Genomic DNA, 20,959 nt, shown 5'->3' with positions numbered 1-20,959 from the left:
TCCTTGTGGGAAAAACAGTGGCACCAGCCTATGCCGGCAACCTTCCGCGCAGAATCGGTCGGGCCGGCAATACAGCGGTGCGCGAAACGCAACGCTGCCCGCCGGCGCGAGGGCTCAGGCCATGTCGCTGTTGCTGAATTCCTCCGCGAGGAAGTCGATCAGCGTGCGCACCGAGGGCAGCAGGCCGCGGCGCGAGGGGAAGATCGCATGGACGATGCCGCACTTGGGCGACCAGCCTGGCAGCAGCTCGACCAGCCTTCCGGCCGCCAGGTCCTCGCGTACCGCCACGCGCGGCACGTGGGCAATGCCGACGCCGGCGATGACGGCGTTGCGCAGCGCCAGCAGGTCGTCGGTGACCATGCGCGGCTTGTGCGAGATCAGCAGGCGCTCACCCTCCTCGTTGAACAGCTCCCACTGGTATTCACGCTGCATGCTGCCCCAGTGCAGGCTGGGCAACTGGCCGAAGCCCAGGGGCGAGCTGTCGCCGGCCATGCGCTCGAGGAAGTCCGGACGCCCCACCAGGCACTGGGTGCTGTTGCCCAGCACCTTCATCACCATGTCGGTGTTTTCCAGTGGCGGGAAACGCACGCGCAGGGCGATGTCGAACCCTTCGTGAAGCAGGTCGACGCGGCGGTTGGTGCTCTCGATGAACAGTTCCACCAGCGGGTACTTGAGCATGTAGCGGGTCAGCATCGGCCCGACCCAGGAGTTCAGCAGCGTCGTCGGACAGGCCAGCCGCACCAGCCCGCGCGGCTCGCTGCGGTTGCGCTCGATCACCTCGGACGCACCCTCGGCCTCAATACGCATGGCCACGCAGCGCTGGTAGTACTCCTGGCCGATCTCGGTCAGCGAGCAGTGCCGGCTGGTACGGTGCAACAGGCGCACGCCCAGGCGCTCTTCCAGTTGGGCGATGCGGCGGCTGAGCTTGGACTTGGGAATGTCCAGCGCGCGCCCGGCGGCGGCGAAACCACCCTGCTCCACCACCTGGGTGAAGTAATAGAGGGTGTTGAGGTCTTCCATGGATCGTTCTCCGGATGGAACGCTGGGAAAGCTGCGCAGCTTACCCCATCCCCTGGGCGACTTTCCCGATGGTTTACCCGCGCGCAAGGCCAGAATCCAGCGAACGGGTTACAGTGCCCACCGACCGGACAACCGAGAGCCCGCAGCATGGACTACAGCATCCGTCCCGAACGTCCCGAAGACGCCAGCGTCATTCGCCGGCTGACCACCGCCGCCTTTGCCGTCGCCGAGCACAGCAGCGGCACTGAAGCCGCCATCGTCGATGCGCTGCGCGCGGCCGGGGCGCTGAGCATTTCCCTGGTCGCCACGGTGCAGGACGACGTGGTCGGCCATGTGGCGTTTTCCCCCGTCACGCTCGATGGCAAGAACCTCGGTTGGTATGGGCTGGGTCCGGTAGCAGTGCGCCCCGACCTGCACGGCCACGGCATCGGCGCCGCGCTCATTCGCGCCGGGCTGCAGCACCTGAAAGCCCTGGGCGCGCGGGGCTGCGTGGTGCTGGGCGATCCGGCCTACTACCCGCGCTTCGGCTTCCGCCAGAATCCGGCCGTCCGGTACGAAGGCGTGCCGCCGGAATATTTCATGGCGCTGTTGCTGGACGGTACCGAAGCCGCCGGCACGGTTGCCTATCACCCGGGCTTTTCCGCCGTCTGAACCCGAGAGCACTCGCCATGCCTGCAACGATCCGCCCCGCCACTGTGGCGGACATCGACACCCTCTTCGAGATCCGCACCAGCGTGCGGGAGAACCACCTCAGCCGCGAGCAGATGACGGAACTGGGCATCACGCCAGCGGTGCTGGCCGAGGCGATCGCCGCCGAGCCATGCGCGTGGATCACGGAGATCGACGGCATCGCAGGCGGCTTCGCCATGGTGGATAGCGACGAGGGAGAACTCTTCGCGCTGTTCGTGCGTCCTGAGTGCGAGGGACTGGGCATGGGACGGCTGTTGCTGGCCGCCGCCGAGGAGCAACTGTTTCACGCGCACGAGCAGATATGGCTGGTAACCGATGGCGGCGACGGCATCCGCGCCAATGCCTTCTACCGCCGCCACGGCTGGCATCTCGCCGGGCGCGTGGATGAGCGGGATGTACGCTACGAGAAAAGCCGGGGCTGACAATCATCCCCCTGAAGCGCCACTCTTCGGTCCATCGCCGCGCTGCCGGCGGATCGGGCGCAGAGCCCGCTCCCGCGAGGGAAACCCGGTGCCAATGTGCTCAGAGCAGGGACTTGCCCTGGCTGAGCACCTTGTCGCACACCTGCTTGGTCACCTTTTCCTTGATACCACTACCGGACAGGTCGAGGCTCTTGCCATCGCTACCGGTCAGGATGCCCTTGGCGCCGTCCTTGTAACCGCTGTCGCTGGTGGTGGTATTGCCCGGCAGCTTGCCCAGCAGCTTGTCTTTCACCTGTGTCGCCGCATCGGCGTTGAGGTAGTTGTTCTTGGCGCAATACTCCAACAAGCCGGCGACGTTGCCGCTGCTGCTGGACGACACCGACGACAGGTTGCCAAGACCACCGAGGCTGCCGGCGACATCGCCAAGGGACGCTGCCTGGGCCAGCGACCAGGGCAGCAGGACGGCTCCAAGAACGGCGGGAATCAGTGTGCGGACATTCATGACGATCTCCTGTTTGCGTACGACGCGACGCGAAGCGCCACTGCGAGTGTAGACATCAACGGCCACGGACCGCCCGATAGACCAGCGCGCCCAGGCTGCCGCCGACCAGCGGGGCCAGCCAGAAGGCCCAGAGTTGCTCCAGGGCCCAGGGCGCCGCGTAGAACGCCACGGCCAGGCTGCGGGCCGGGTTCACCGAGGTATTGCTGACCGGGATGCTGATCAGGTGGATCAGCGCCAGTGTCAGGCCGATGGCCAGCGGCGCGAAACCAGCCGGGGCATCGCGGTCGGTGGCGCCCATGATCACGAAGAGGAACACGGCGGTCATGAGCACTTCGCAAAGCAGCACCGCCGCCAGGCTGTAGCCACCCGGCGAATGCGCGCCGTAGCCGTTGGCAGCGAACCCCGCGGCCGCATCGAAGCCCGCGGCGCCGCTGGCGATCAGGTACAGCGCGCCACCGGCCAGCAGGCCACCGACGATCTGCGCAAGGATATAGGGCAGCACGTCCGCCGCCGGGAAGCGCCCGCCGAACATCAGGCCGACGCTCACCGCCGGGTTGAGGTGGCAGCCGGAGATCGGTCCGATGGTGTAGGCCATGGTGACGACGGTCAGGCCGAACGCCAGTGCCACGCCGAGCAGGCCGATACCGTGGCCACCGAAGTTGGCGGCGAGGACGGCGCTGCCGCAGCCGCCCAGGACTAGCCAGAAGGTGCCGATCAGCTCGGCCGCAAGTTTTCTGTACATGATTGCCTCCAAGGAGCCGGCGATGGCGGCTCCGATGGGATGTCCGTGATGGGGGATGGGGAAATGGAAGGGAGAGCGTCGCCGTCCTCCCTTCTGGCGCTCGCTTACCAGAGGTAGCGGTAGCCGAGGGTCACGGCCCAGGGCTGTTCGAGGTGGTCGCCCTTGGCGTAGTCCACTTCCAGCGAGACCTTCTGCTGGCGGCTGAGCTGCAGCGCCGCACCGGCACCCAGTTCGCCGCGCGAGCCGGGCAGCCGGTTGTTCAGCTTCTCGCCGTTGACGCGCACGTGGGTGTTGCCGGCCAGCTCGTCGATGTACGACGCGGTGGCGTAGGTCTGCAGACGCATGTCCTGGTCGAGCTGGATCTCCTTGCCGCCACGCAGCCCCACGCGGCCCTGTAACGAGTCGGTGTCGCTGGCGCGTACCTTGAGGCCGTCACTGCTGGTGTAGCGCGGGCCTTCGAAGTGGGTGGCGCTGAGCTGCACCTGAGGTTCGACGAACCACTGGTCCTGCAAGTCGATGCGTTTTCCGCCCTCGACACTGACACCGTAGGCGTCAGCCTTGTAGTCACCCTTCACCGGCTGGCCGAGGTTGGTCGGGACCTTCACGTCGCCGTCCATGTGGCTGTACTTGATGACGTTGTCCAGGTACCAGCCATCGTCGCGCAGGTAGGTGGCGTAGGCGCCGACGCTGGTGCTGTCGAGATGTCCGCGGCTGTTCTCGGTGAAGCGGATGCGCGATTCGCTGGCGCCAACCATCGCGCCCAGGTACAGGCGAGCGCCGTCGAGGTGGATGGCCTTGTCGGCGCCGATCTCGACGCCATCGAGGTTCTGTTCGAAGGCCCGACCATAGTGCTCGCCCATGCGCATACGCTTGCCGATACCGCGAATCCAGACGCCGCCGTCGTCCTGGCTCAGGCGCAGTTCGCCCAGGCGCTGCACCAGGGTGCCGAGCTCGGCGTAGTACAGATTGGCCGCGGCGCTCTGCATCCCCAGGGCGACGTTGGAGCCCTTGGAGATGATGTCCGGCTGGCTGGTGCTGCCACCGCCCGCGGAGCCCTGGTCACCACCTTGATTGCCGCCGTCGGTGCCGCCCTGGTTGCCACCCTGATTGCTGCTATCGCCACCTCCCTGGTTACCGCCTTCACTGCCTCCGGAGCCGCCCTCGCCGGGATCGGGTGTGGACGTCCCGGGGTCGCCGCCGTCACCGGTTCCCGTGGAGGGCTGGTCGGGGTCTACCGGATCGGTCGGCTCGCCCGGGTCGACCACATTCTTGCCGCTGGCGACCAGGTACCAGTCATTGCCCTGCTGTTCGAGGGTGTAACGGTAAGCGCCGGCGTCCACATGCTCGCCGTAGAGACTGAAAGCGCCGGGACTGCCCTGGGTCCCCACCACGCGAAGCTGATCGCCACCCGCCTCCTTGCCGCTGTCGGCGACCACCAGGGTGTGCGCACCGTAGGCCTGCCCGCCGACCAGGATCAGGTCGGTCTGCAGGCTGGAGAGGTCAGTGTTCATATCAAAGGTGCCGGCGCCGGTCAGGTCGCCGGTCGTCGACAGCGTGTGGTAGCCATTGGCGCCAAAAGCCACGGTGGCGTCGTCGAGGTCCAGCGTGCTCAGGCTGGAGTCGGCATTCATCTGCCAGCGGGCGTTGTGCAGGGTCATGTCCAGCTGGCCCTGGTCGCCGGCCTGCAGGCGGGTATCGCCGTGCAGGTCGCTGCCTTCGCTGGTCAGTTGCAGCGCCCCGTTGCCGGCGACATCGGCCAGCAGTCCGGCATCGCCGACATCGAGGCTGGAATCGGTAAGGGTGGAGTGCAGGCTTGCGCCTGCGGCGATGGCGTACCCCACCCCATTGCCGGCCTGCAACTGGCTGCCCGAGGCGTTGAAGGTGCCCGAGCTGCCGGCCTGCGCCGTTACCACGGCAGCATCGCTGGTGATACGACTGGCGCTCACGTCCAGGTGAGCGTCTCCCCCGCCCTGCTGCTCGCCCTGGCTGAAGAGGATCGCCGATCCGTTACGCGAGCCGATCTGGCTGTTGCTGGCGCTGATCGTCCCGCCATTGTCGAGGTGTACAGCGGCTCCCTCGCTACCGCTGCTCCAGAGCTGACTGGCATTCACATCGATGGTACCTGAGGCCGCCGCATGCACGGCAGCCGAGCCGGCTCCAGTGCTGTCCAGGCGGCTGTCTGCGATATCGATGCTGCCGCCTTCGGCTGTCCAGGCACCATCCGCATCGGCACCGCTGGTGTTCACCTCGCTACCCTGGGTGAGATCGATATGGGTACCCTGGCGGGTGTAGAGTCCGTGGCTGCCCTCGCCTTCGGTGACGATCCGGCTGTTCAGCACCGTCGCCGAGCCGCTCGCGTTGTTGACCATCACGCCGATGCTGCCTGCGCCGTGGGTTGTGATGCTGGAGTCGGCCAGCGTGTTGTCCGCACCGTTGCTGGAAACATGCACACCATGGCTACCCTGCCCCGCGGTTTCCAGCGTGGAGCCGCTGACCTGCAGGGAGGCGCCGTTGCTGGCCTGGATTGCGCTGCTGTCGTCACCGGCAGTGGAGACTTGGGAGTCGCCCAGCGTCAGGGTGCCATTGTTGTCCAGCAGCACACCGGCACTGTGCTCGCCCAGCGTACTCAACGAGCTGCCGCTGACCTGAGCGCCGCCATTGTTGTGCGCGTGCACCGCGGCGGCATGAGCGCCATCGGTGGCGACAGCGCCGCCCACCAGTTCGACCTGGCCCCCACTCTGGGCGTCCAGACCATAGTCGTTGTCGCCATGGGTATTGACCTGGGAATCGACGATGCTGACCCTGCCACCATTGACCTGCAGGCCAAAGCTGCCGGCACTGTCGATCTCCACGTGTTCAACCTGGTCCTGCTTGCCGCTCCACAGGTTGAACAACAGGCCGCCGCCGTTGCCCGTGTTGTGCACCCAGCCGCCGTCGAGGGTGAACTCCATGTCATTGACGGTGATTGCCGACTGGCTTGCATTCACGTCGAAATGCGCATCGTGCAGTTCGCTGGTGTTGTTTTCCCAGGGAGAAAACGTCTGCGGGGTGTCGAAATCCTCGGCCAGCGACGGCAGCGCCGCCAGCGAGGTGATCACCACCGCCAGCAGCGTAGGAAGGAACGGCGGCGCGTGCCGGCTCGCCGGTGAAATCTTGCGGGTGTTCATCTGGTAGCCCTCCAGAATCCATGTCTGGCCGGTGTATGAGCCGACCTCTGGGGGCGATTCTTCTCGGACTGGGCCACCGTGAAGATGGGAAAGCATTTACCGACAAGTAGGAAACTTCCTACGCAAATCCTGCACGGGCACGGAAAATGGCCTAGCGTTGAACGGGACTTCGACGAGGAACGTTGTAATGGGCCAGGTGCTGATCGCCGACGGACATCCGGTCACCCGCCACGCGGTACGCATGCTGCTGGAGAGCGAGGGTCACGCCATCGCCGGCGAGGCCGAGAACGGCCTGGAGGCCTTGCGCCTGAGCCTGGAGCAGCCGGCCGATCTGCTGATCCTGGATATCGACCTGTCGCGCCTGAACGGCCTCGACGTCATGGCGAGACTCAGGGCGCACGGGGTGAACCTGCCGGTACTGGCGTTCAGCGCGCAGGACTCGGAGCACATCGTCGGACGCTTCCTGCAGGGCGGCGCCTCGGGCTTCGTCAGCAAGCACGACGACCTGCGCGAGCTGAGCCTGGCGGTGGCGATGCTGCTGCGCGGGCGCAGCTACTTCCCCATGCGCCTGCTGGGCAACGTCAACCTGCCGGACGTGCGCAGCGGCGAACGCGAGCGGGTCGCCAGCCTGTCCAACCGCGAGCTGTCGGTGCTGTACTTCCTCGCCAGCGGGCGCAACAACCACCAGATCTCCCACGAGCTGACCATCAGCGAGAAGACCGTCAGCACCTACCGCACACGCCTGCAGCACAAGCTCAACCTGCACAGCCTGCCCGAACTGATCGACTTTGCCCGGCGCAATGCGCTGGTCGCCGCGCCCCAGGGCGAGCCCGCACCGGCGGCGCCGGAGAACGACGAACTGGTCATGCTGCGCAGCCTGGTCGACAGCCTGCCCGATGCCCTCTACGTGCGTGATACCGGCGGCCGCCTGGTGCACGCCAACCTGGCGTTCCTGAGGCTGTACGACGTGCAGCTGGGCGACGTACTGGGCACCCGCGCCATGGACGTGGACTGGTACGCGCCGGCACAGGCGGAACTGCTGCACCAGTACTTCCTCCAGGCGGTGGCGGCCGAACAGCCCTTCGCCCGCGATATCGAACTGCGCATCCATGGCCACCGGCGGGTGCTGCACCACTGGGGCAAGCCCTACCGCGACGCCGGCGGACGACTGCTCGGGATGATCTGCGGGAGCGCCGACATCACCGGCCGCCAGGATCGCCTGCGCGCCATCGAGGCGGACAAGCAGCAGGCCGAACTGGGCAACCGGCAGAAGCTCAATTTCCTGGTGCGCGCGAGCAACGAGTTCAGCCTGCCCCTGGGCGCCATGCACGGCATGCTCGAGGTGGTCCTGCAGCGTGCGACGCTGGAACCAGCGGACCGCGAAGCACTGGAGTGGATCGACAGCACCAGCCGCGGCCTGCTGAAGCTGACCGCCGACCTGCGCCAGGTGGCACGCCTGGAGAGTGGCGAGGAACAACCACAACAGGCCCCCCTTCGACTCGACGAACTGCTGCGCGCCGCCATCGACGCCGTCGCGACGACCGCGCATGGCAAGGGGCTGGCACTGGACATGCAGGTCGCCCCCGAGCTGGACCGCGTGCTACTGGGCGATCCATCGCTGCTGCGGGAAGTCCTCGACTACCTGCTCGCCTACCTGATCCGCGAGACCGGCAGCGGGACGCTGCTGGTCAGCCTTCACGGACAGGTCGAGGATTCCCGCCTGGCCATTCGCCTGAACGCCACGGGCACAGGCGCGCAGGGAGAGGACCCACTGGCGCTCTATTCGCTGGAAGAACTGGCCGCCGACGCTGCCCGGCAGTTGCTGCAGGATGCCCCGGTCGGGCTGATCGTCGCCAAGCGCCTGGTCAGCCTGCTGCAGGGCGAACTGGTCCTGGCCAGTCCACCGGGCCAGGGCACGACGGTGAGTGTGCACCTGGCGCTACCGCTGGCCCCGGAAACGGCGGCCTGATCGGGATCAGCTCAATAGCCCACCGACTTCAGCACCTCGCCGACATTGCGGCTCGGCGGCCGGCCGAGGAACAGCAGCAACTGGTCGGTGCGGTTGGTGAAGAAGCCGTCTACGCCGGCCTTGGTCAGCGTGTCGAAGTCCACCGAGTCGTCGACGGTGTAGGCATGCACGAACAGGCCCCGCTCATGGGCGGCCTGGTTCATCCAGGGTTGCACCAGGTCCATGTAGCTCTGGTCGCCACGGGCCGCCAGGGTCGCCGAAGGGCCCGTGCCCAGCGCGCCATGGGCCTTGGCCCAGTCGAGCCAGGCGAAGAATTCCTCCTTGGACTTGACCTCCTGCCTGGCATAAAAGTCCGCCTTGGTCTTCTCCCCCGACTGCGCGAAGGACGCCGGGTTCTTGGCCGCCATGTAGCCGTCCCCGGTCCACAGCAGCAGCACCTTGGGCACTTTCGGCATGCTCTTGTTCAGCAGTTCCAGGCTGCTCTTCTCGAAGGTCTGCAGGACGATCTTGCCCTGGGGCTCGCCGTCGGCGTTGAGCCAGCCGCGGTTCTCCAGGACCTTGCGCAGGTCTTCCTCGATGCCGGGGAACTGCCCCGGCGCCTTGGTTTCCAGGTACAGGCCGGGGGTTTCACCGCCGCCTTCGGCGATATCGATCAGCTCATCCAGGGTCAGGATGCGCGTGCCCACGTACTTGGAGCGAGCGCGCTCGGGAAAGCTGGTGTTGAACCAGCTGCCCGCATCCAGGCGCTTGAGCTCAGCCAGGGTGAACGTGCTCACCGGGTTCTTTTCGCGGCCGGGGAAGACCTTGGCGATATTGGTGGTGCGCTCCAGGGTGTCGTCGTGCACGGCGACCAGCACGCCGTCCCGGGTGCGCTGCAGGTCCGCTTCCAGGTAGTCCGCGCCCAGGTCACGGGCGGCGAGATACGCCGGTGCGGTCTCCTCCGGCGCATCATGGGAGGCGCCGCGGTGGGCAATCACCGTTGGCCAGGCAACGCCTGCCGCCTCGCTCAGCGCGCGGCCGGGTGACTCCTCGGCGCTGGCGGTGAAACTGGCGACAGCCAGCGCGATGGAGCCCAATACAACGATGATGCGACGGCGCATGTGCGAAACCCCTCTCGATGGGTAACGGAGAAGCGGCCCAGTCTGCCGGCGGCCTGTGAAACGCTTGCGACGGCCGGCCTCCCCACGAACGACAGGGCCCGCGGACGATCGCTCGTCCGCGGGCCCTGTGCTCTTCCCTGCCCGGTCAGCGCGGCAGGTCGAAGCGGTCGAGGTTCATCACCTTGGTCCAGGCCTTGACGAAGTCATGGACGAACTTGCGTTCGCCGTCCGAGCAACCATAGACCTCCGACAACGCCCGCAGCTGAGAGTTTGAACCCAGTAGCAGGTCGACGCGGCTGCCGGTCCACCGGGCTTCGCCGGTCTTGCGGTCGCGGCCTTCGAACTCGGTGTTGTCCGCCGAAGTCGGCTTCCACACAGTGCCCATGTCCAGCAGGTTGACGAAGAAGTCGTTGCTGAGGGTGCCCGGGCGCGCGGTGAACACACCGTGCTGCGAGCCGCCGGTGTTAGCCCCGAGCACACGCAGGCCGCCGATCAACACCGTGACTTCCGGCCCGGTCAGGGTCAGCAGCTGCGCCTTGTCGATCAGCAAGGCTTCGGCAGGCACGGCGAATTTCGCCTTCTGGAAGTTGCGGAAGGCATCGGCCACCGGCTCCAGCATGCCCACCGAGTGCACGTCGGTCTGCTCCTGGCTGGCGTCCATGCGGCCGGGCGCGAACGGCACGGTGACCTTGTGGCCGCCCTTGCGGGCCGCCTCTTCCACGCCAGCATCACCGGCCAGGACGATCAGGTCGGCCAGGGAAATCTTCTTCCCGCCGGCAGCGGACGCGTTGAACTCGGCCTGGATTTCCTCCAGTACGCCGAGCACCTTGGCCAGCTGTTCAGGCTGGTTCACCGGCCAGTCCTTCTGCGGCGCCAGGCGGATGCGCGCGCCGTTGGCGCCGCCGCGCTTGTCGGAACCACGGAAGGTGGAGGCCGACGCCCAGGCGGTGGAGACCAGTTCGGCGACCGACAGGCCGGAGGCCAGCACCTTGGCCTTGAGCGCCGCGATGTCCTGCTCGTCCACCAGCGGGTGGTTGACGGCCGGGATCGGGTCCTGCCAGACCAGTTCCTCGGCCGGGACTTCCGGGCCGAGATAACGGGCACGCGGGCCCATGTCGCGGTGGGTCAGCTTGAACCAGGCTCGGGCGAATGCATCGGCGAACGCGTCGGGATCTTCGTAGAAACGACGGGAAATCTTCTCGTAGATCGGATCGACACGCAGCGAGATGTCGGTCGTGAGCATCGACGGCGCGCGGCGCTTGGACTTGTCGTGGGCATCAGGAATGCTGCCGGCACCCGCACCATTCTTCGGCTGCCACTGGTGGGCGCCGGCCGGGCTCTTGGTCAGCTCCCATTCATAGCCGAACAGGTTCCAGAAGAAGTTGTTGCTCCAGCGCGTCGGCGTGGACGTCCAGGTGACTTCCAGGCCACTGGTGATGGCATCGCCACCGGAGCCCGTGCCGAATGTGCTGACCCAGCCCAGGCCCTGGTTTTCCAGGCCGGCCGCTTCCGGGTCGGCGCCAACATTGTCGGCGGGGCCCGCGCCGTGGGTCTTGCCAAAGGTGTGGCCGCCGGCGATCAGGGCAACGGTTTCCTCGTCATCCATGGCCATGCGGGCGAACGTCTCGCGGATGTCGCGGGCGGCAGCCAGCGGATCCGGGTTGCCGTTGGGGCCTTCGGGGTTCACGTAGATCAGCCCCATCTGCACCGCGGCCAGGGGATTCTCCAGGTCGCGCTCGCCGGTGTAGCGCTTGTCCCCACCCAACCAGGTGGTTTCTTCGCCCCAGTACACGTCCTGGTCCGGTTCCCAGACATCCTCGCGGCCGCCGGCAAAGCCGAAGGTCTTGAAGCCCATGGATTCCAGGGCGACGTTGCCGGTGAGGACGATCAGGTCGGCCCAGGACAGTTTGGCGCCGTACTTCTGCTTGATCGGCCAGATCAGCCGGCGTGCCTTGTCCAGACTGACGTTGTCCGGCCAGCTGTTGAGCGGGGCGAAGCGCTGCTGGCCACGCCCGGCGCCGCCACGGCCATCGCCGACGCGGTAGGTGCCGGCAGAGTGCCAGGCCATGCGGATGAATAACGGGCCGTAGTGGCCGAAGTCGGCCGGCCACCAGTCCTGGGAGTCGGTCATCAGGGCGCGCAGATCGGCCTTGACCGCCTCGAGGTCGAGGGTCTTGAACGCCTCGGCGTAGTTGAAGTCCTCACCCATCGGGTTGGACTTGGAAGAATGCTGGTGCAGCAGGTCCAGCCTCAGCTGGTTCGGCCACCAGTCACGGTTCGACGTGCCACCACCGGCGGTCTGGTGGAAGGGGCAGCTACCTTTGTTTTCATCGCTCATTGCAGGCTCCTTGTGGGCGTCTTTGCGGCGCCTCGTATTCGCACAACCCATCAGAAGATAGATCAAACGCAACGGTCTGCTATTGCCGTTATCGATCAGCTCAGGCGGTAAAAGGCTATCGATGGGGAGACAGCCTGAATCGCGGGTTTGAGAGGAGTTGGGCGGGAGCAGACCTGCTCGCGAACCGGTCAGTCCGCGGCGGACACAACAACGTGAAAGCGGTCCGGCCCGCGCGGGCCGGATCGTTGCACCGTCAGAACGCGAAGCACGAACAACCGAACGCGCCCCAGAATCCGGCGAAGTCGCTCACCGGCACGTCCCTGGTGCGCGCACGCTCATGGCTGTGGCCGTGCACGCCGCAGGAGCCGATGCACTGGTGCACGGCCTGCTGCAGCGGCGCCTGCGGGCGCCAGTGGCCGGGAACCATGGCCACCGGCGACCAGTCCGGCACCACCGGGATGCTCGGAGGAGCCAGCTTGTCGAACTCGCGGTCGCCGTGGACGATCTTGCCGCCCACCACGGTGAGCACCGACTCGATGGTCTTGATGGCCTCTTCCTCGACGCTGAAGAAGTCCTCCGAGAGTACGGCCAGGTCCGCCAGTTGGCCAGCCTTGAGCATGCCTTTCTTGCCCTGCTCGCTGGAGAACCAGGCGCTGCCGTGGGTGAACAGCTGGATCGCCACCTCGCGGGACAGGCCCTCGGAGTAGAGGCTCAGGCCACCGACCGTCTTGCCGCTGACCATCCAGTACAGCGAGGTCCAGGGGTTGTAGCTGGACACACGGGTGGCGTCGGTGCCGGCACCCACCGGCACACCTTCGGCCAGCATGCGCCTGATCGGCGGGGTCGCCTCGGCGGCCTGCTTGCCGTAGCGGTCGACGAAATATTCGCCCTGGAAGGCCATGCGGTCCTGGATGGCGATGCCGCCGCCCAGCGCCCTCACCCGCTCGATGTTCTTCGGGGTGATGGTCTCGGCATGGTCGAAGAACCACGGCAGGCCGTTGAACGGGATATCCCGGTTGACCTTCTCGAACACATCCAGCATGCGCGAGATGGACTCGTCATAGGTGGCATGCAGGCGGAACGGCCAGCGCTGCTCGACCAGGTGGCGCACCACCGGCTCCAGCTCGGCCTCCATGGTGCCGGGCAGGTCCGGACGCGGTTCGAGGAAGTCCTCGAAATCCGCTGCCGAGAACACCAGCATTTCCCCGGCGCCGTTGTGGCGCAGGAAGTCGTCGCCCTGGTGGAGGGTCACGCTGCCGGTCCAGCTCTTGAAGTCCGCCAGTTCTTCCTTGGGCTTCTGGGTGAACAGGTTGTAGGCGATGCGCACGGTGAGCTGGTCGGCGTCGGCCAACTGCTGGATCACCTGGTAGTCGTCCGGGTAGTTCTGGAAACCGCCGCCGGCGTCGATCACGCTGGTCAGGCCGAGGCGGTTCAGCTCGCGCATGAACTGGCGGGTCGAGTTGACCTGGTATTCCAGCGGCAGCTTCGGTCCCTTGGCCAGGGTCGCGTAGAGGATCATCGCGTTGGGACGGGCGATCAGCATGCCGGTGGGTTCGCCATTGCTGTCGCGGACGATCTCGCCGCCGGGCGGGTTCGGCGTATCCCGGGTGTAGCCGACGACACGCAGCGCAGCACGGTTGAGCAGCGCACGGTCATACAGGTGCAGGACGAACACCGGTGTATCCGGCGCCGCCTTGTTCAGCTCCTCGATTGTCGGCAGGCGGCGTTCGGCGAACTGGAATTCGTTCCAGCCACCGACCACACGCACCCACTGCGGCGACGGCGTGCGCTGGGCCTGCAGGCGCAGCATCTCCAGCGCGTCGGAGAGCGACGGCACACCTTCCCAGCGCAGTTCGAGGTTGTAGTTCAGGCCGCCACGGATCAGGTGCAGGTGCGAGTCGTTGAGGCCGGGAATGACCGTGCGCCGATTGAGGTCGACCAGCTTCGTCGAGGCGTCACGGTAGGCCATCGCCTGGGCGTCGGTGCCGACGACGAGGAACCTGCCGTCGGCGATGGCCACGGCGGTGGCGTGCGGGCGTTCCGGGTCGACGGTGTGCAGCTTGCCGTTGAACAGGATCAGGTCTGCGTTTCTATCTGCGTTGCTCATGCGCGTGTCCCTCAGCGTTGCAGGAAGGCCAGCAGGTCTTCGTTGAGTTGCTGCGCGTGGGTGACGGCGAAGCCGTGGGGCGCGCCGGCGTAGACTTTCAGCTCGGCACCCTGGACCTGTTCGGCAGCCAGCTTGCCGGTGGTCTCGAACGGTACGATCTGGTCGTCATCGCCGTGGATCACCAGAGTCGGCACGTCGACCTTGGCCAGGTCGGCGCGGAAGTCGGTTTCCGAGAACGCGGTGACGCAATCCACGGTGCCCTTCAGCGACGCCAGCAGGGCGATGTTGAGGGTCTGGGTGAGCACGCCGTCGGAGACCTTCTGGCCGTGGTTGGTGCCATAGAACGGCGCGGCGAAGTCAGCGATGAACTGCGCGCGGTCCTGCAGCAGGCCGGCCTTGATGCCGTCGAACACGGCAGTGTCGACGCCCTGCGGGAAGTCGGCAGCCTTGCCGAAGATCGGGGTGACGGCGCCCAGCAGCACCAGGCCGGCAACGCGGGAGGTACCGTGGCGGCCGATGTAGCGGCTGACGTCGCCGCCGCCCATGGAGAAGCCGACCAGGGTGACGTCACGCAGGTCCAGGTGCTCGATCAGGCCGGCGATGTCATCGGCGAAGGTGTCGTAGTCGTAGCCGTTCCACGGCTGGCTGGAACGGCCGAAACCGCGGCGGTCGAAGGCGATGGTGCGGTAGCCACGGCTGCTCAGGTACTGCATCTGGTATTCCCACATGTCGCCGTCCAGCGGCCAGCCGTGGCTGAACAGCACGGGTTTGCCGCTGCCCCAGTCCTTGTAATAGATCTCGGTGCCGTCGCGGGTTACGAAAGTGCTCATGGAAACTCCTCTGCCTGCCATGCAGGACGATGTGGGTACGGGCGCCCCGCGGGGCGCCGAGGGAGGGGAAAGTCAGGGGGAAATCAGTCGGCGTTGAGCCAGCCCGCGCAGCGACGGGTCACCCAGGGCATGATCAGGTAGACCACCGGGAGGACGATGCACAGGGTCACCAGCAGGTTGCTCGGCACCACGCCGGCCAGCACCGGGAAACGCTCGAACGCGGGCGCCCAGAGCGGCGGGATGACCATGGTCAGTGGGCTGATCACCAGGTAGGTGAGCAGCGCCTGCTTCCATTTCGGCGGCTGGCGCACGTTGCCGTGCTCGGGGGTGAACCAGAATTCGGCGTCGTTGTGGATCAACGGATGGTCTCCCTCCTCCAGCAACGGCAGGACCTCGGCGATGAGGTTGGCGCGCTCGGGGGAATCGATCCATGCCTGAAGCTGGGCGGCGCGCGCGAAGCGCACGACGGTGGTGAACATCGCGCCTTCGCCGTCCGGGCGGATCACGTTTACCCCCAGGTGTCCCGGCTGCCGGCGCGCGGCGGAGACGGTACGGCGCAGCCAGGCCTCGTAGCTGGGCAGGGCTTCGCAACGCACCTTGTGGTGGACCACCAGCGTCACCACGCTGTTCAGATCGATGGAATCGGCGCTCATGGGTGTCCCGGACGCAGGATGGAAGTCCGGTCACTATGGCTCTGAGATCGGCGGTCCTATTGGACGCATGTGCTGGATCGGGCGCATGCAGTTTTGCAGAAGCGTGCGTTACCGGCGATCAGGCGGCGGTGATGGCGAGCTCGGGCAAGGTCACCTGGCGCATGTAGGCGCGGGCAGTGTGGGGCAAGCGATAGCGCACCTCGCACTCGCCCTGCTCCACCCACAACAGCGATTTGTCCGCCAGCTGTCGCACCGCGGCGAAGGTGCACTCGCGGCACAGGTGATCACCGTCGAGCGAGGCCACGGCAGAGTCCAAGGTGAAGTCTTCGCCCAGCTGCGCCAACAGGCGCAGGCAGCGTTGCTCGGCAACGTCCAGCAGCCCGAAGCTCCAGTCATAGGTCGCGCGCAAGCTCTGCTGCCTCGCCGGCGCGGTACGGCGGCCAGGCATCAGCAGTTGCATGGGCGTATCGAGCAATGCCGGCAGCCCGGCGAGACCGAAAATGCCCACCTGCCGCGCCGCCATCTCGATGGCCAGGGGAATGCCATCCAGCCGCCGGCAGATGTCGATGATCGCGCGAACCTGGCCGGGCTTGAGCTCGAAACGGTCGCAGACTTCCCGCGCGCGCATCACGAACAGTTGCACCGCCGAGCTGCACATGGCCAGCGCGAGCGGCGCATCGTCCTGCGTGGGAACCTCCAGCGGCGGCAGGCGCACCACGTGCTCACCCTCCGCACGCAGCGGCTCGCGACTGGTGGCGAGAATGTTGAGTGCCGGATGCAGGCGCAGCAAGTGCTCCACCGCTTCGGCACAGCGCTCGGCCAGGTGCTCGCAGTTGTCCAGCAACAGCAGCGTGGGCTCGTAGGTGGGCTCGCGCAGGAGAATGGCAAGGTTCTGGCTGAGGGAGATGCCGTCCGGGTCGGCGGACAGGTCGAGGAAGCGGATCTGGCTGAAGTGCTTACCGAGCTGTTCGGCGGCATGGATCGCCAGAGAGGTCTTGCCCATGCCGCCGGGGCCTGCCAGGGTCATCAGACGCGTGGCGGGCACCTGTTTCACCACCCGATCGAGCAAGGCCTGGCGGCCGACCAGCCCCATGAGCAGCACCGGCAGGTTGCTGGCGCGCACTTCGCACGGCAGCACGACGGCCTGCATGGGTGCGACCACGGTCTCCACCACCCCGACGAAACCGTAGCCGCGCAACGGCACGTTGGCGATGTAGCGCTCGCCCGTACGGCCTTCGCCGAGGGCACGCCGCAAGGCGGCGATGTGCACGCGCAGGTTGATCTCCTCGACCACGGTATCGCCCCAGACCTGGGCGATGATCGTGTCCTTGCCGATGATCTCGCCGGGTTGGCGGATCAGCACCTGGAGAATGTCCAGCGCCCGGCTGCCGATGCGCACCGGGCGGTCCCCCTGCAGCAACTGGCGCTTGTAGGGGTGAAACTGGAAGCGACCGAACTGCAGGATGGTCTCGGTGCGGTTTTCCGTGCTTGCGCTCATGTCCTGCTCACGTCTGTGGATCTGACGGATCGCTCTACAACGGGTCCTCCAGGCGATCTGGCCAGTACCGAGGTGACGCGCCCCTGATGATTGGTCAGGGTATTCTCCCGCCCTCGTGTGACAGTGCAATTCCCGCAGGGGGAAGGATTCGGCCAACTTGGGTGCGCATGACGGTCAACCGACATGAATGGCGGTGCATGGCCATCAGGCGAAGCCGAATTGCTCGCGGTACTGGCTCGGCGTCATGCCGATCCGCTCACCGAACACCGTGCGCATATGCCGGGGGCTGCCGAATCCGCTACGGCTCGCCACCTGCTTGAGCGGCAGGTCGCTGCTTTCCAGCAGCTTTCGCGCGTGGTCGATGCGCGCGCTCTGCACGTACTGCATGGGCGTCATCCGGGTCTCGCGCTGGAAGGCGCGGGCGAAGTTGCGCGGGCTCATGGCAACCTGCTCGGCCAGGCGGTTCACGCTCAATGATTCGTCGATGTGGTCGACTACGTAGGCCTGGGCGCGGGCGATGACCGAGCCGTCGCGCACCACCGATACCAGCAACGGGCCGAACGGCGTCTGTCCGCCCTGGCGCTTGAGCACCACCAGCAGCACCTTGGCGACCTCCAGGGCGATGTCCTTGCCGTGATCCTCGGCGACCACCGCCAGCGCCATGTCGATGCCGGCGGTGACGCCGCCGGAGGTGATCAGGTTGCGGTCGATCACATAGATGCGCTCGGCCTGCACCTGGGTGCGTGGATACAGCTGGGCCAGTCGTTCGAGGTAGTTCCAGTGGGTGGTGCAGCGGTAGCCGTCGAGCAGCCCGGCAGCGCCGAGCAGGAAGGCTCCGGTGCACACCGCGCCATAGCGTTTCGCCGCGCGAGCCGCCGCCGGCAACCAGGCGTTGAGCGCTTCATTGTTGCCGTTGTAGGCGCCGGGCCCGCCGGGCACCAGCAGCAGGTCCACGCCAGCGAGCAGCGCTTCCAGCGGCAGGTCGGCACTCATCTTCAGACCGCTGGACGCGCGCACGCCCTCGGGCTTCACCGCCACCGTCAGCAACCGGTAATGCCGCTCCGGCGGCAGGTAGCGGTTGGCCATGGAGAACACCTCCATCGGCCCCGCCACATCCAGCGCCAGCACATCGTCGTACAGCACCATGGCCACAGTTCTCATTCGTCTACTCGCACGCAAACGGGGCTTGGCGGTCTCGCGTGCCCCGGTATAGGAAAAAACCACTGTACCGACTCGCCGCGCCGGCGAATCGCACGTTTGCATCATTCTCCGCCGGACGGCCCGAGCACACAGGTCCAATAAATGCCGCGCCGGCGACACCATAGTTTCGCCCATCGCAGTGCCCCAAGTGGCCTTGCAGAACTGCAAAGCGACCCTGCAGCGCTGTCTGTTCCGCGCTTCGGGGCGATCGGCAAAGATGTGTCCACGGTTCGCAGCCAAGCCCTGCAGACCGAACGAACGCTCCAGCCACCACGTTTCTTACCCACGCAACCCACCAGGAAATCCGACCATGACCGCCATCGCCAAAGCCGTTCCCGGCAAGACCCTGCTCAACCCCGCCGACCACACCCTGATCATGATCGACCACCAGTCGCAGATGTCCTTCGCGACCAAGTCCATCGACGCCGTGACCCTGCGCAACAACGCCGCGCTGGTGTCCAAGGCGGCCAAGGAATTCGGCGTTTCCACCATCCTTACCACCGTTGCCGAGAAGAGTTTCTCCGGCCCGATCTTCGACGAGATCAAGTCGGTCTTCCCCGAGCACAACGTCATCGACCGCACCAGCATGAACACCTGGGAAGACCCGCGCATCGCCGTGGAAGTGAACAAGTTCGGCAAGCAGAAGATCGTCCTGGCCGGTCTCTGGACCTCCGTGTGCATCGTCGGCCCGGCCCTGTCGGCCATCGACCAGGGCTTCGAGGTCTACGTGATCGCCGACGCCTGCGGCGACGTCTCCACCGAGGCCCACGAGATGGCCCTGCAACGAATGATCCAGCTGGGCGCACGCCCCATGACGTCCCTGCAGTACCTGCTCGAACTGCAACGCGACTGGGCCCGTGGCGAAACCTACGACCAGACCGTGAAGACCTCCATCGAGCATGGCGGCGCCTACGGCCTGGGCCTGATCTACGCCAAGACCATGTTCAACGCCAGCGAAGGCCACTGAGCCAGAGCGCCAGAAGGGGCGGCATTGCCGCCCCTTTTTTCATTCCCGGGGTACCCACCATGCCGACCCACGACCGCTCCGGCGCCCTGGCGCTGCTGTTCATGCGCGTAGCCGCCGCCCTCTTGCTGCTCCAGGTGCACGGGCTGCCCAAGCTGCTGCACTGGCAGAACGAGCTGCAGCACATCGAAGATCCCTTCGGCCTCGGCGCCACGCCGACCCTGGCGCTGGCGGTATTCGCCGAAGTGCTGTGTCCGATCCTGCTGATCCTGGGCGTCTTCGCCCGCCTCGCCTGCCTGCCGGTAATCGCCGTGCTGCTGGTGGCGCTGGTGTTCGTGCACCCGCAGTGGACGCTGGAAGAAGGCCAGTTCGCCTGGTGGATGCTGATCCTCTTCGCCGGCCTGGCGATTGCCGGTCCGGGTAGCTACCGCCTTGCCCTGCCCCGTTCAGCCACGTTGCCGTCGGAGTCGTGATCATGGCCCTGACCTTGAAGGATGCCCTGCTTCCCTGCGCACTGGCACTTGCCTGCGTCCAGGCCCACGCCGCCGACTGGTCGCTGCTGTCGCGCAACTACTTCCTCGACAACGACTACCGCAGCCCCGGCCCCAACGGCCAGAGCCTGCGCCGCGAGTGGGCGCAGGGTTTCATCGGCACCTTCCGCAGCGATGTCACGCCCGGCAGCATCGGCCTGGGCGTCGATGCCCACGCCTTCCTTGGCCTGAAGCTCGACGGCGGGCGCGGGCATGCGGGGACCGGCCTGCTCCCGGTGGACAGCGATGGCCGCAGCGAGCCCGAATACTCCGACGCCGGCGCCGCGCTGCGCCTGGTGCATGAGAAAACCACCCTTGCCTGGGGCGAGATGGACGTGGAAACCCCGGTGTTCGACACCGGCGACAAGCGCCTGCAACCCGAATACGCCACCGGCTGGCTCCTCGACGACCGCAGCCTGCCGGGGCTGCGTCTGCAGGCCGGACGCTTCACCGCCTTCAAGAACCAGGACTCCAGCTCCAGCCATGGCGAGTTCGAGGGCTACGGCGCCAGCACCCGCTTCGGCGGCCTGAGCCTGGCCGGGGCCACCTGGAGCGCGCCCGACTCGACCTGGGGCGGCGCGCTCTATGCCAGCCAGCTGGACGATGTCTGGCACCAGGCCTACGCCAACCTCAATGGCCACCTCGGTCGCTGGTCGGTGGACGCCAACCTGTACAAGACCGGCGATACCGGCAGCGCCCGCGCCGGCCACATCGACACCCTCGCCTGGAGCCTGCTGGGCAAGGTCACCCTGGGTAGCCACGCGCTGAGCCTCGCCTACCAGAAGATCGACGGTGACACGCCCTTCGACTTCGTCGGCGGCGACTCCATCTACCTCGCCAACTCCGTCAAGTACGCCGACTTCAATGGCCCCGGCGAACATTCCTGGCAAGCGCGCTACCAGTGGGACGGCGCCAGCGCCGGCATCGCCGGACTGACACTCTCGGCTCGCTACGTGCGCGGCAGCGGCATCGATGGCACCCACGCCCCCTGCGGCGGTGCCTATAACCCCTCGGAGGGCGGCGCCTGCCAACCCGCCTACGGCGACGGTGGCAAGCACTGGGAACGAGACCTGGATGTGCGCTACGTGGTCCAGTCCGGGCCGGCCAAGGACCTGGCGCTGAGCTTCGCGCAGGTCTCGCACCGCGCCAACGATCCCCAGGGTGGCGCGGATATCGATCGGATCTACATGATCATCGAGTACCCGCTCAAGGGTGTGTTCTGACCGC

The 20,959-nt window shown here is 66.6% G+C and carries 17 protein-coding genes; 6 read left to right on the top strand and 11 right to left on the bottom strand.

Annotated elements, in window-relative coordinates; all coding sequences use genetic code 11:
• Nucleotides 1–114: 114 nt before the first annotated feature.
• Nucleotides 115–1,020 (bottom strand): LysR substrate-binding domain-containing protein, encoded by a 906-nt coding sequence (locus AC1ZV1_RS14330; protein WP_484297330.1) that lies wholly within the window; start codon nucleotides 1,018–1,020, stop codon nucleotides 115–117.
• Nucleotides 1,021–1,167: 147 nt separating this feature from the next.
• Between AC1ZV1_RS14330 and AC1ZV1_RS14325 the strand changes: the two genes are divergently transcribed.
• Both AC1ZV1_RS14325 and AC1ZV1_RS14320 read left to right on the top strand, forming a co-directional pair.
• Nucleotides 1,168–1,671, top strand: a complete 504-nt coding sequence (locus AC1ZV1_RS14325) for a GNAT family N-acetyltransferase (RefSeq protein ID WP_484297329.1) — start codon at nucleotides 1,168–1,170, stop codon at nucleotides 1,669–1,671.
• 17 nt (nucleotides 1,672–1,688) lie between these two features.
• Nucleotides 1,689–2,132 carry a GNAT family N-acetyltransferase gene (locus AC1ZV1_RS14320; protein WP_484297328.1) on the top strand — a complete coding sequence of 148 codons (444 nt, stop codon included), beginning with the start codon at nucleotides 1,689–1,691 and terminating at the stop codon, nucleotides 2,130–2,132.
• A gap of 100 nt (nucleotides 2,133–2,232) precedes the next feature.
• Here AC1ZV1_RS14320 and AC1ZV1_RS14315 read toward each other — a convergent pair whose 3' ends face one another.
• The 3 genes from AC1ZV1_RS14315 to AC1ZV1_RS14305 form a co-directional block, all read right to left on the bottom strand.
• Nucleotides 2,233–2,634, bottom strand: a complete 402-nt coding sequence (locus AC1ZV1_RS14315) for a DUF2501 domain-containing protein (RefSeq protein WP_484297327.1) — start codon at nucleotides 2,632–2,634, stop codon at nucleotides 2,233–2,235.
• A gap of 55 nt (nucleotides 2,635–2,689) precedes the next feature.
• Nucleotides 2,690–3,376 (bottom strand): aquaporin Z, encoded by a 687-nt coding sequence (gene aqpZ, locus AC1ZV1_RS14310; protein WP_484297326.1) that lies wholly within the window; start codon nucleotides 3,374–3,376, stop codon nucleotides 2,690–2,692.
• A gap of 104 nt (nucleotides 3,377–3,480) precedes the next feature.
• The gene (locus tag AC1ZV1_RS14305) at nucleotides 3,481–6,543 is read right to left on the bottom strand and encodes an autotransporter family protein (protein ID WP_484297325.1); all 3,063 of its coding nucleotides are present in this window, start codon (nucleotides 6,541–6,543) and stop codon (nucleotides 3,481–3,483) included.
• 187 nt (nucleotides 6,544–6,730) lie between these two features.
• On the opposite strand from AC1ZV1_RS14305, the gene AC1ZV1_RS14300 reads away from it, so the two are divergent.
• Nucleotides 6,731–8,512: a response regulator gene (locus AC1ZV1_RS14300; protein ID WP_484297324.1), complete on the top strand. Its 1,782-nt coding sequence runs from the start codon at nucleotides 6,731–6,733 to the stop codon at nucleotides 8,510–8,512.
• Nucleotides 8,513–8,523: 11 nt separating this feature from the next.
• Here AC1ZV1_RS14300 and AC1ZV1_RS14295 read toward each other — a convergent pair whose 3' ends face one another.
• From AC1ZV1_RS14295 to AC1ZV1_RS14265, 7 genes are all read right to left on the bottom strand, one after another.
• Entirely contained in the window at nucleotides 8,524–9,612 is a 1,089-nt protein-coding gene (locus tag AC1ZV1_RS14295) for a glycerophosphodiester phosphodiesterase (protein ID WP_484297323.1), read from the bottom strand.
• Nucleotides 9,613–9,757: 145 nt separating this feature from the next.
• Nucleotides 9,758–11,950 carry a catalase/peroxidase HPI gene (katG, locus tag AC1ZV1_RS14290; RefSeq protein ID WP_484297322.1) on the bottom strand — a complete coding sequence of 731 codons (2,193 nt, stop codon included), beginning with the start codon at nucleotides 11,948–11,950 and terminating at the stop codon, nucleotides 9,758–9,760.
• A 253-nt stretch (nucleotides 11,951–12,203) separates the two neighbouring features.
• On the bottom strand, nucleotides 12,204–14,057 hold the full coding sequence (locus tag AC1ZV1_RS14285; RefSeq protein ID WP_484297321.1) for an amidohydrolase: 1,854 nt from the start codon (nucleotides 14,055–14,057) through the stop codon (nucleotides 12,204–12,206).
• An 11-nt stretch (nucleotides 14,058–14,068) separates the two neighbouring features.
• The gene (locus AC1ZV1_RS14280; protein WP_484297320.1) at nucleotides 14,069–14,887 is read right to left on the bottom strand and encodes an alpha/beta fold hydrolase; all 819 of its coding nucleotides are present in this window, start codon (nucleotides 14,885–14,887) and stop codon (nucleotides 14,069–14,071) included.
• A gap of 83 nt (nucleotides 14,888–14,970) precedes the next feature.
• Entirely contained in the window at nucleotides 14,971–15,540 is a 570-nt protein-coding gene (locus AC1ZV1_RS14275) for an antibiotic biosynthesis monooxygenase (protein ID WP_484297319.1), read from the bottom strand.
• Nucleotides 15,541–15,658: 118 nt separating this feature from the next.
• A complete protein-coding gene (locus AC1ZV1_RS14270) occupies nucleotides 15,659–17,038 on the bottom strand; it encodes an ATP-binding protein (RefSeq protein WP_484297318.1) in 1,380 nt (459 codons plus the stop codon).
• A gap of 204 nt (nucleotides 17,039–17,242) precedes the next feature.
• Complete coding sequence (locus AC1ZV1_RS14265; RefSeq protein ID WP_484297317.1) at nucleotides 17,243–18,199, bottom strand: GlxA family transcriptional regulator; 957 nt, start codon at nucleotides 18,197–18,199, stop codon at nucleotides 17,243–17,245.
• Between the two features lie 349 nt (nucleotides 18,200–18,548).
• Between AC1ZV1_RS14265 and AC1ZV1_RS14260 the strand changes: the two genes are divergently transcribed.
• From AC1ZV1_RS14260 to AC1ZV1_RS14250, 3 genes are read left to right on the top strand one after another with little or no spacing between them, the layout of a single operon-like run.
• Entirely contained in the window at nucleotides 18,549–19,205 is a 657-nt protein-coding gene (locus AC1ZV1_RS14260) for a hydrolase (protein ID WP_484297316.1), read from the top strand.
• A 59-nt stretch (nucleotides 19,206–19,264) separates the two neighbouring features.
• Complete coding sequence (locus AC1ZV1_RS14255) at nucleotides 19,265–19,675, top strand: DoxX family protein (RefSeq protein WP_484297315.1); 411 nt, start codon at nucleotides 19,265–19,267, stop codon at nucleotides 19,673–19,675.
• 2 nt (nucleotides 19,676–19,677) lie between these two features.
• Nucleotides 19,678–20,955, top strand: coding sequence for an OprD family porin (locus tag AC1ZV1_RS14250; RefSeq protein WP_484297314.1), 1,278 nt, complete (start codon nucleotides 19,678–19,680; stop codon nucleotides 20,953–20,955).
• Nucleotides 20,956–20,959: the final 4 nt, after the last annotated feature.

It is taken from the genome of Pseudomonas sp. BB438 (assembly GCF_057180225.1).
This window is presented reverse-complemented; position numbering and strand designations above follow the sequence as displayed.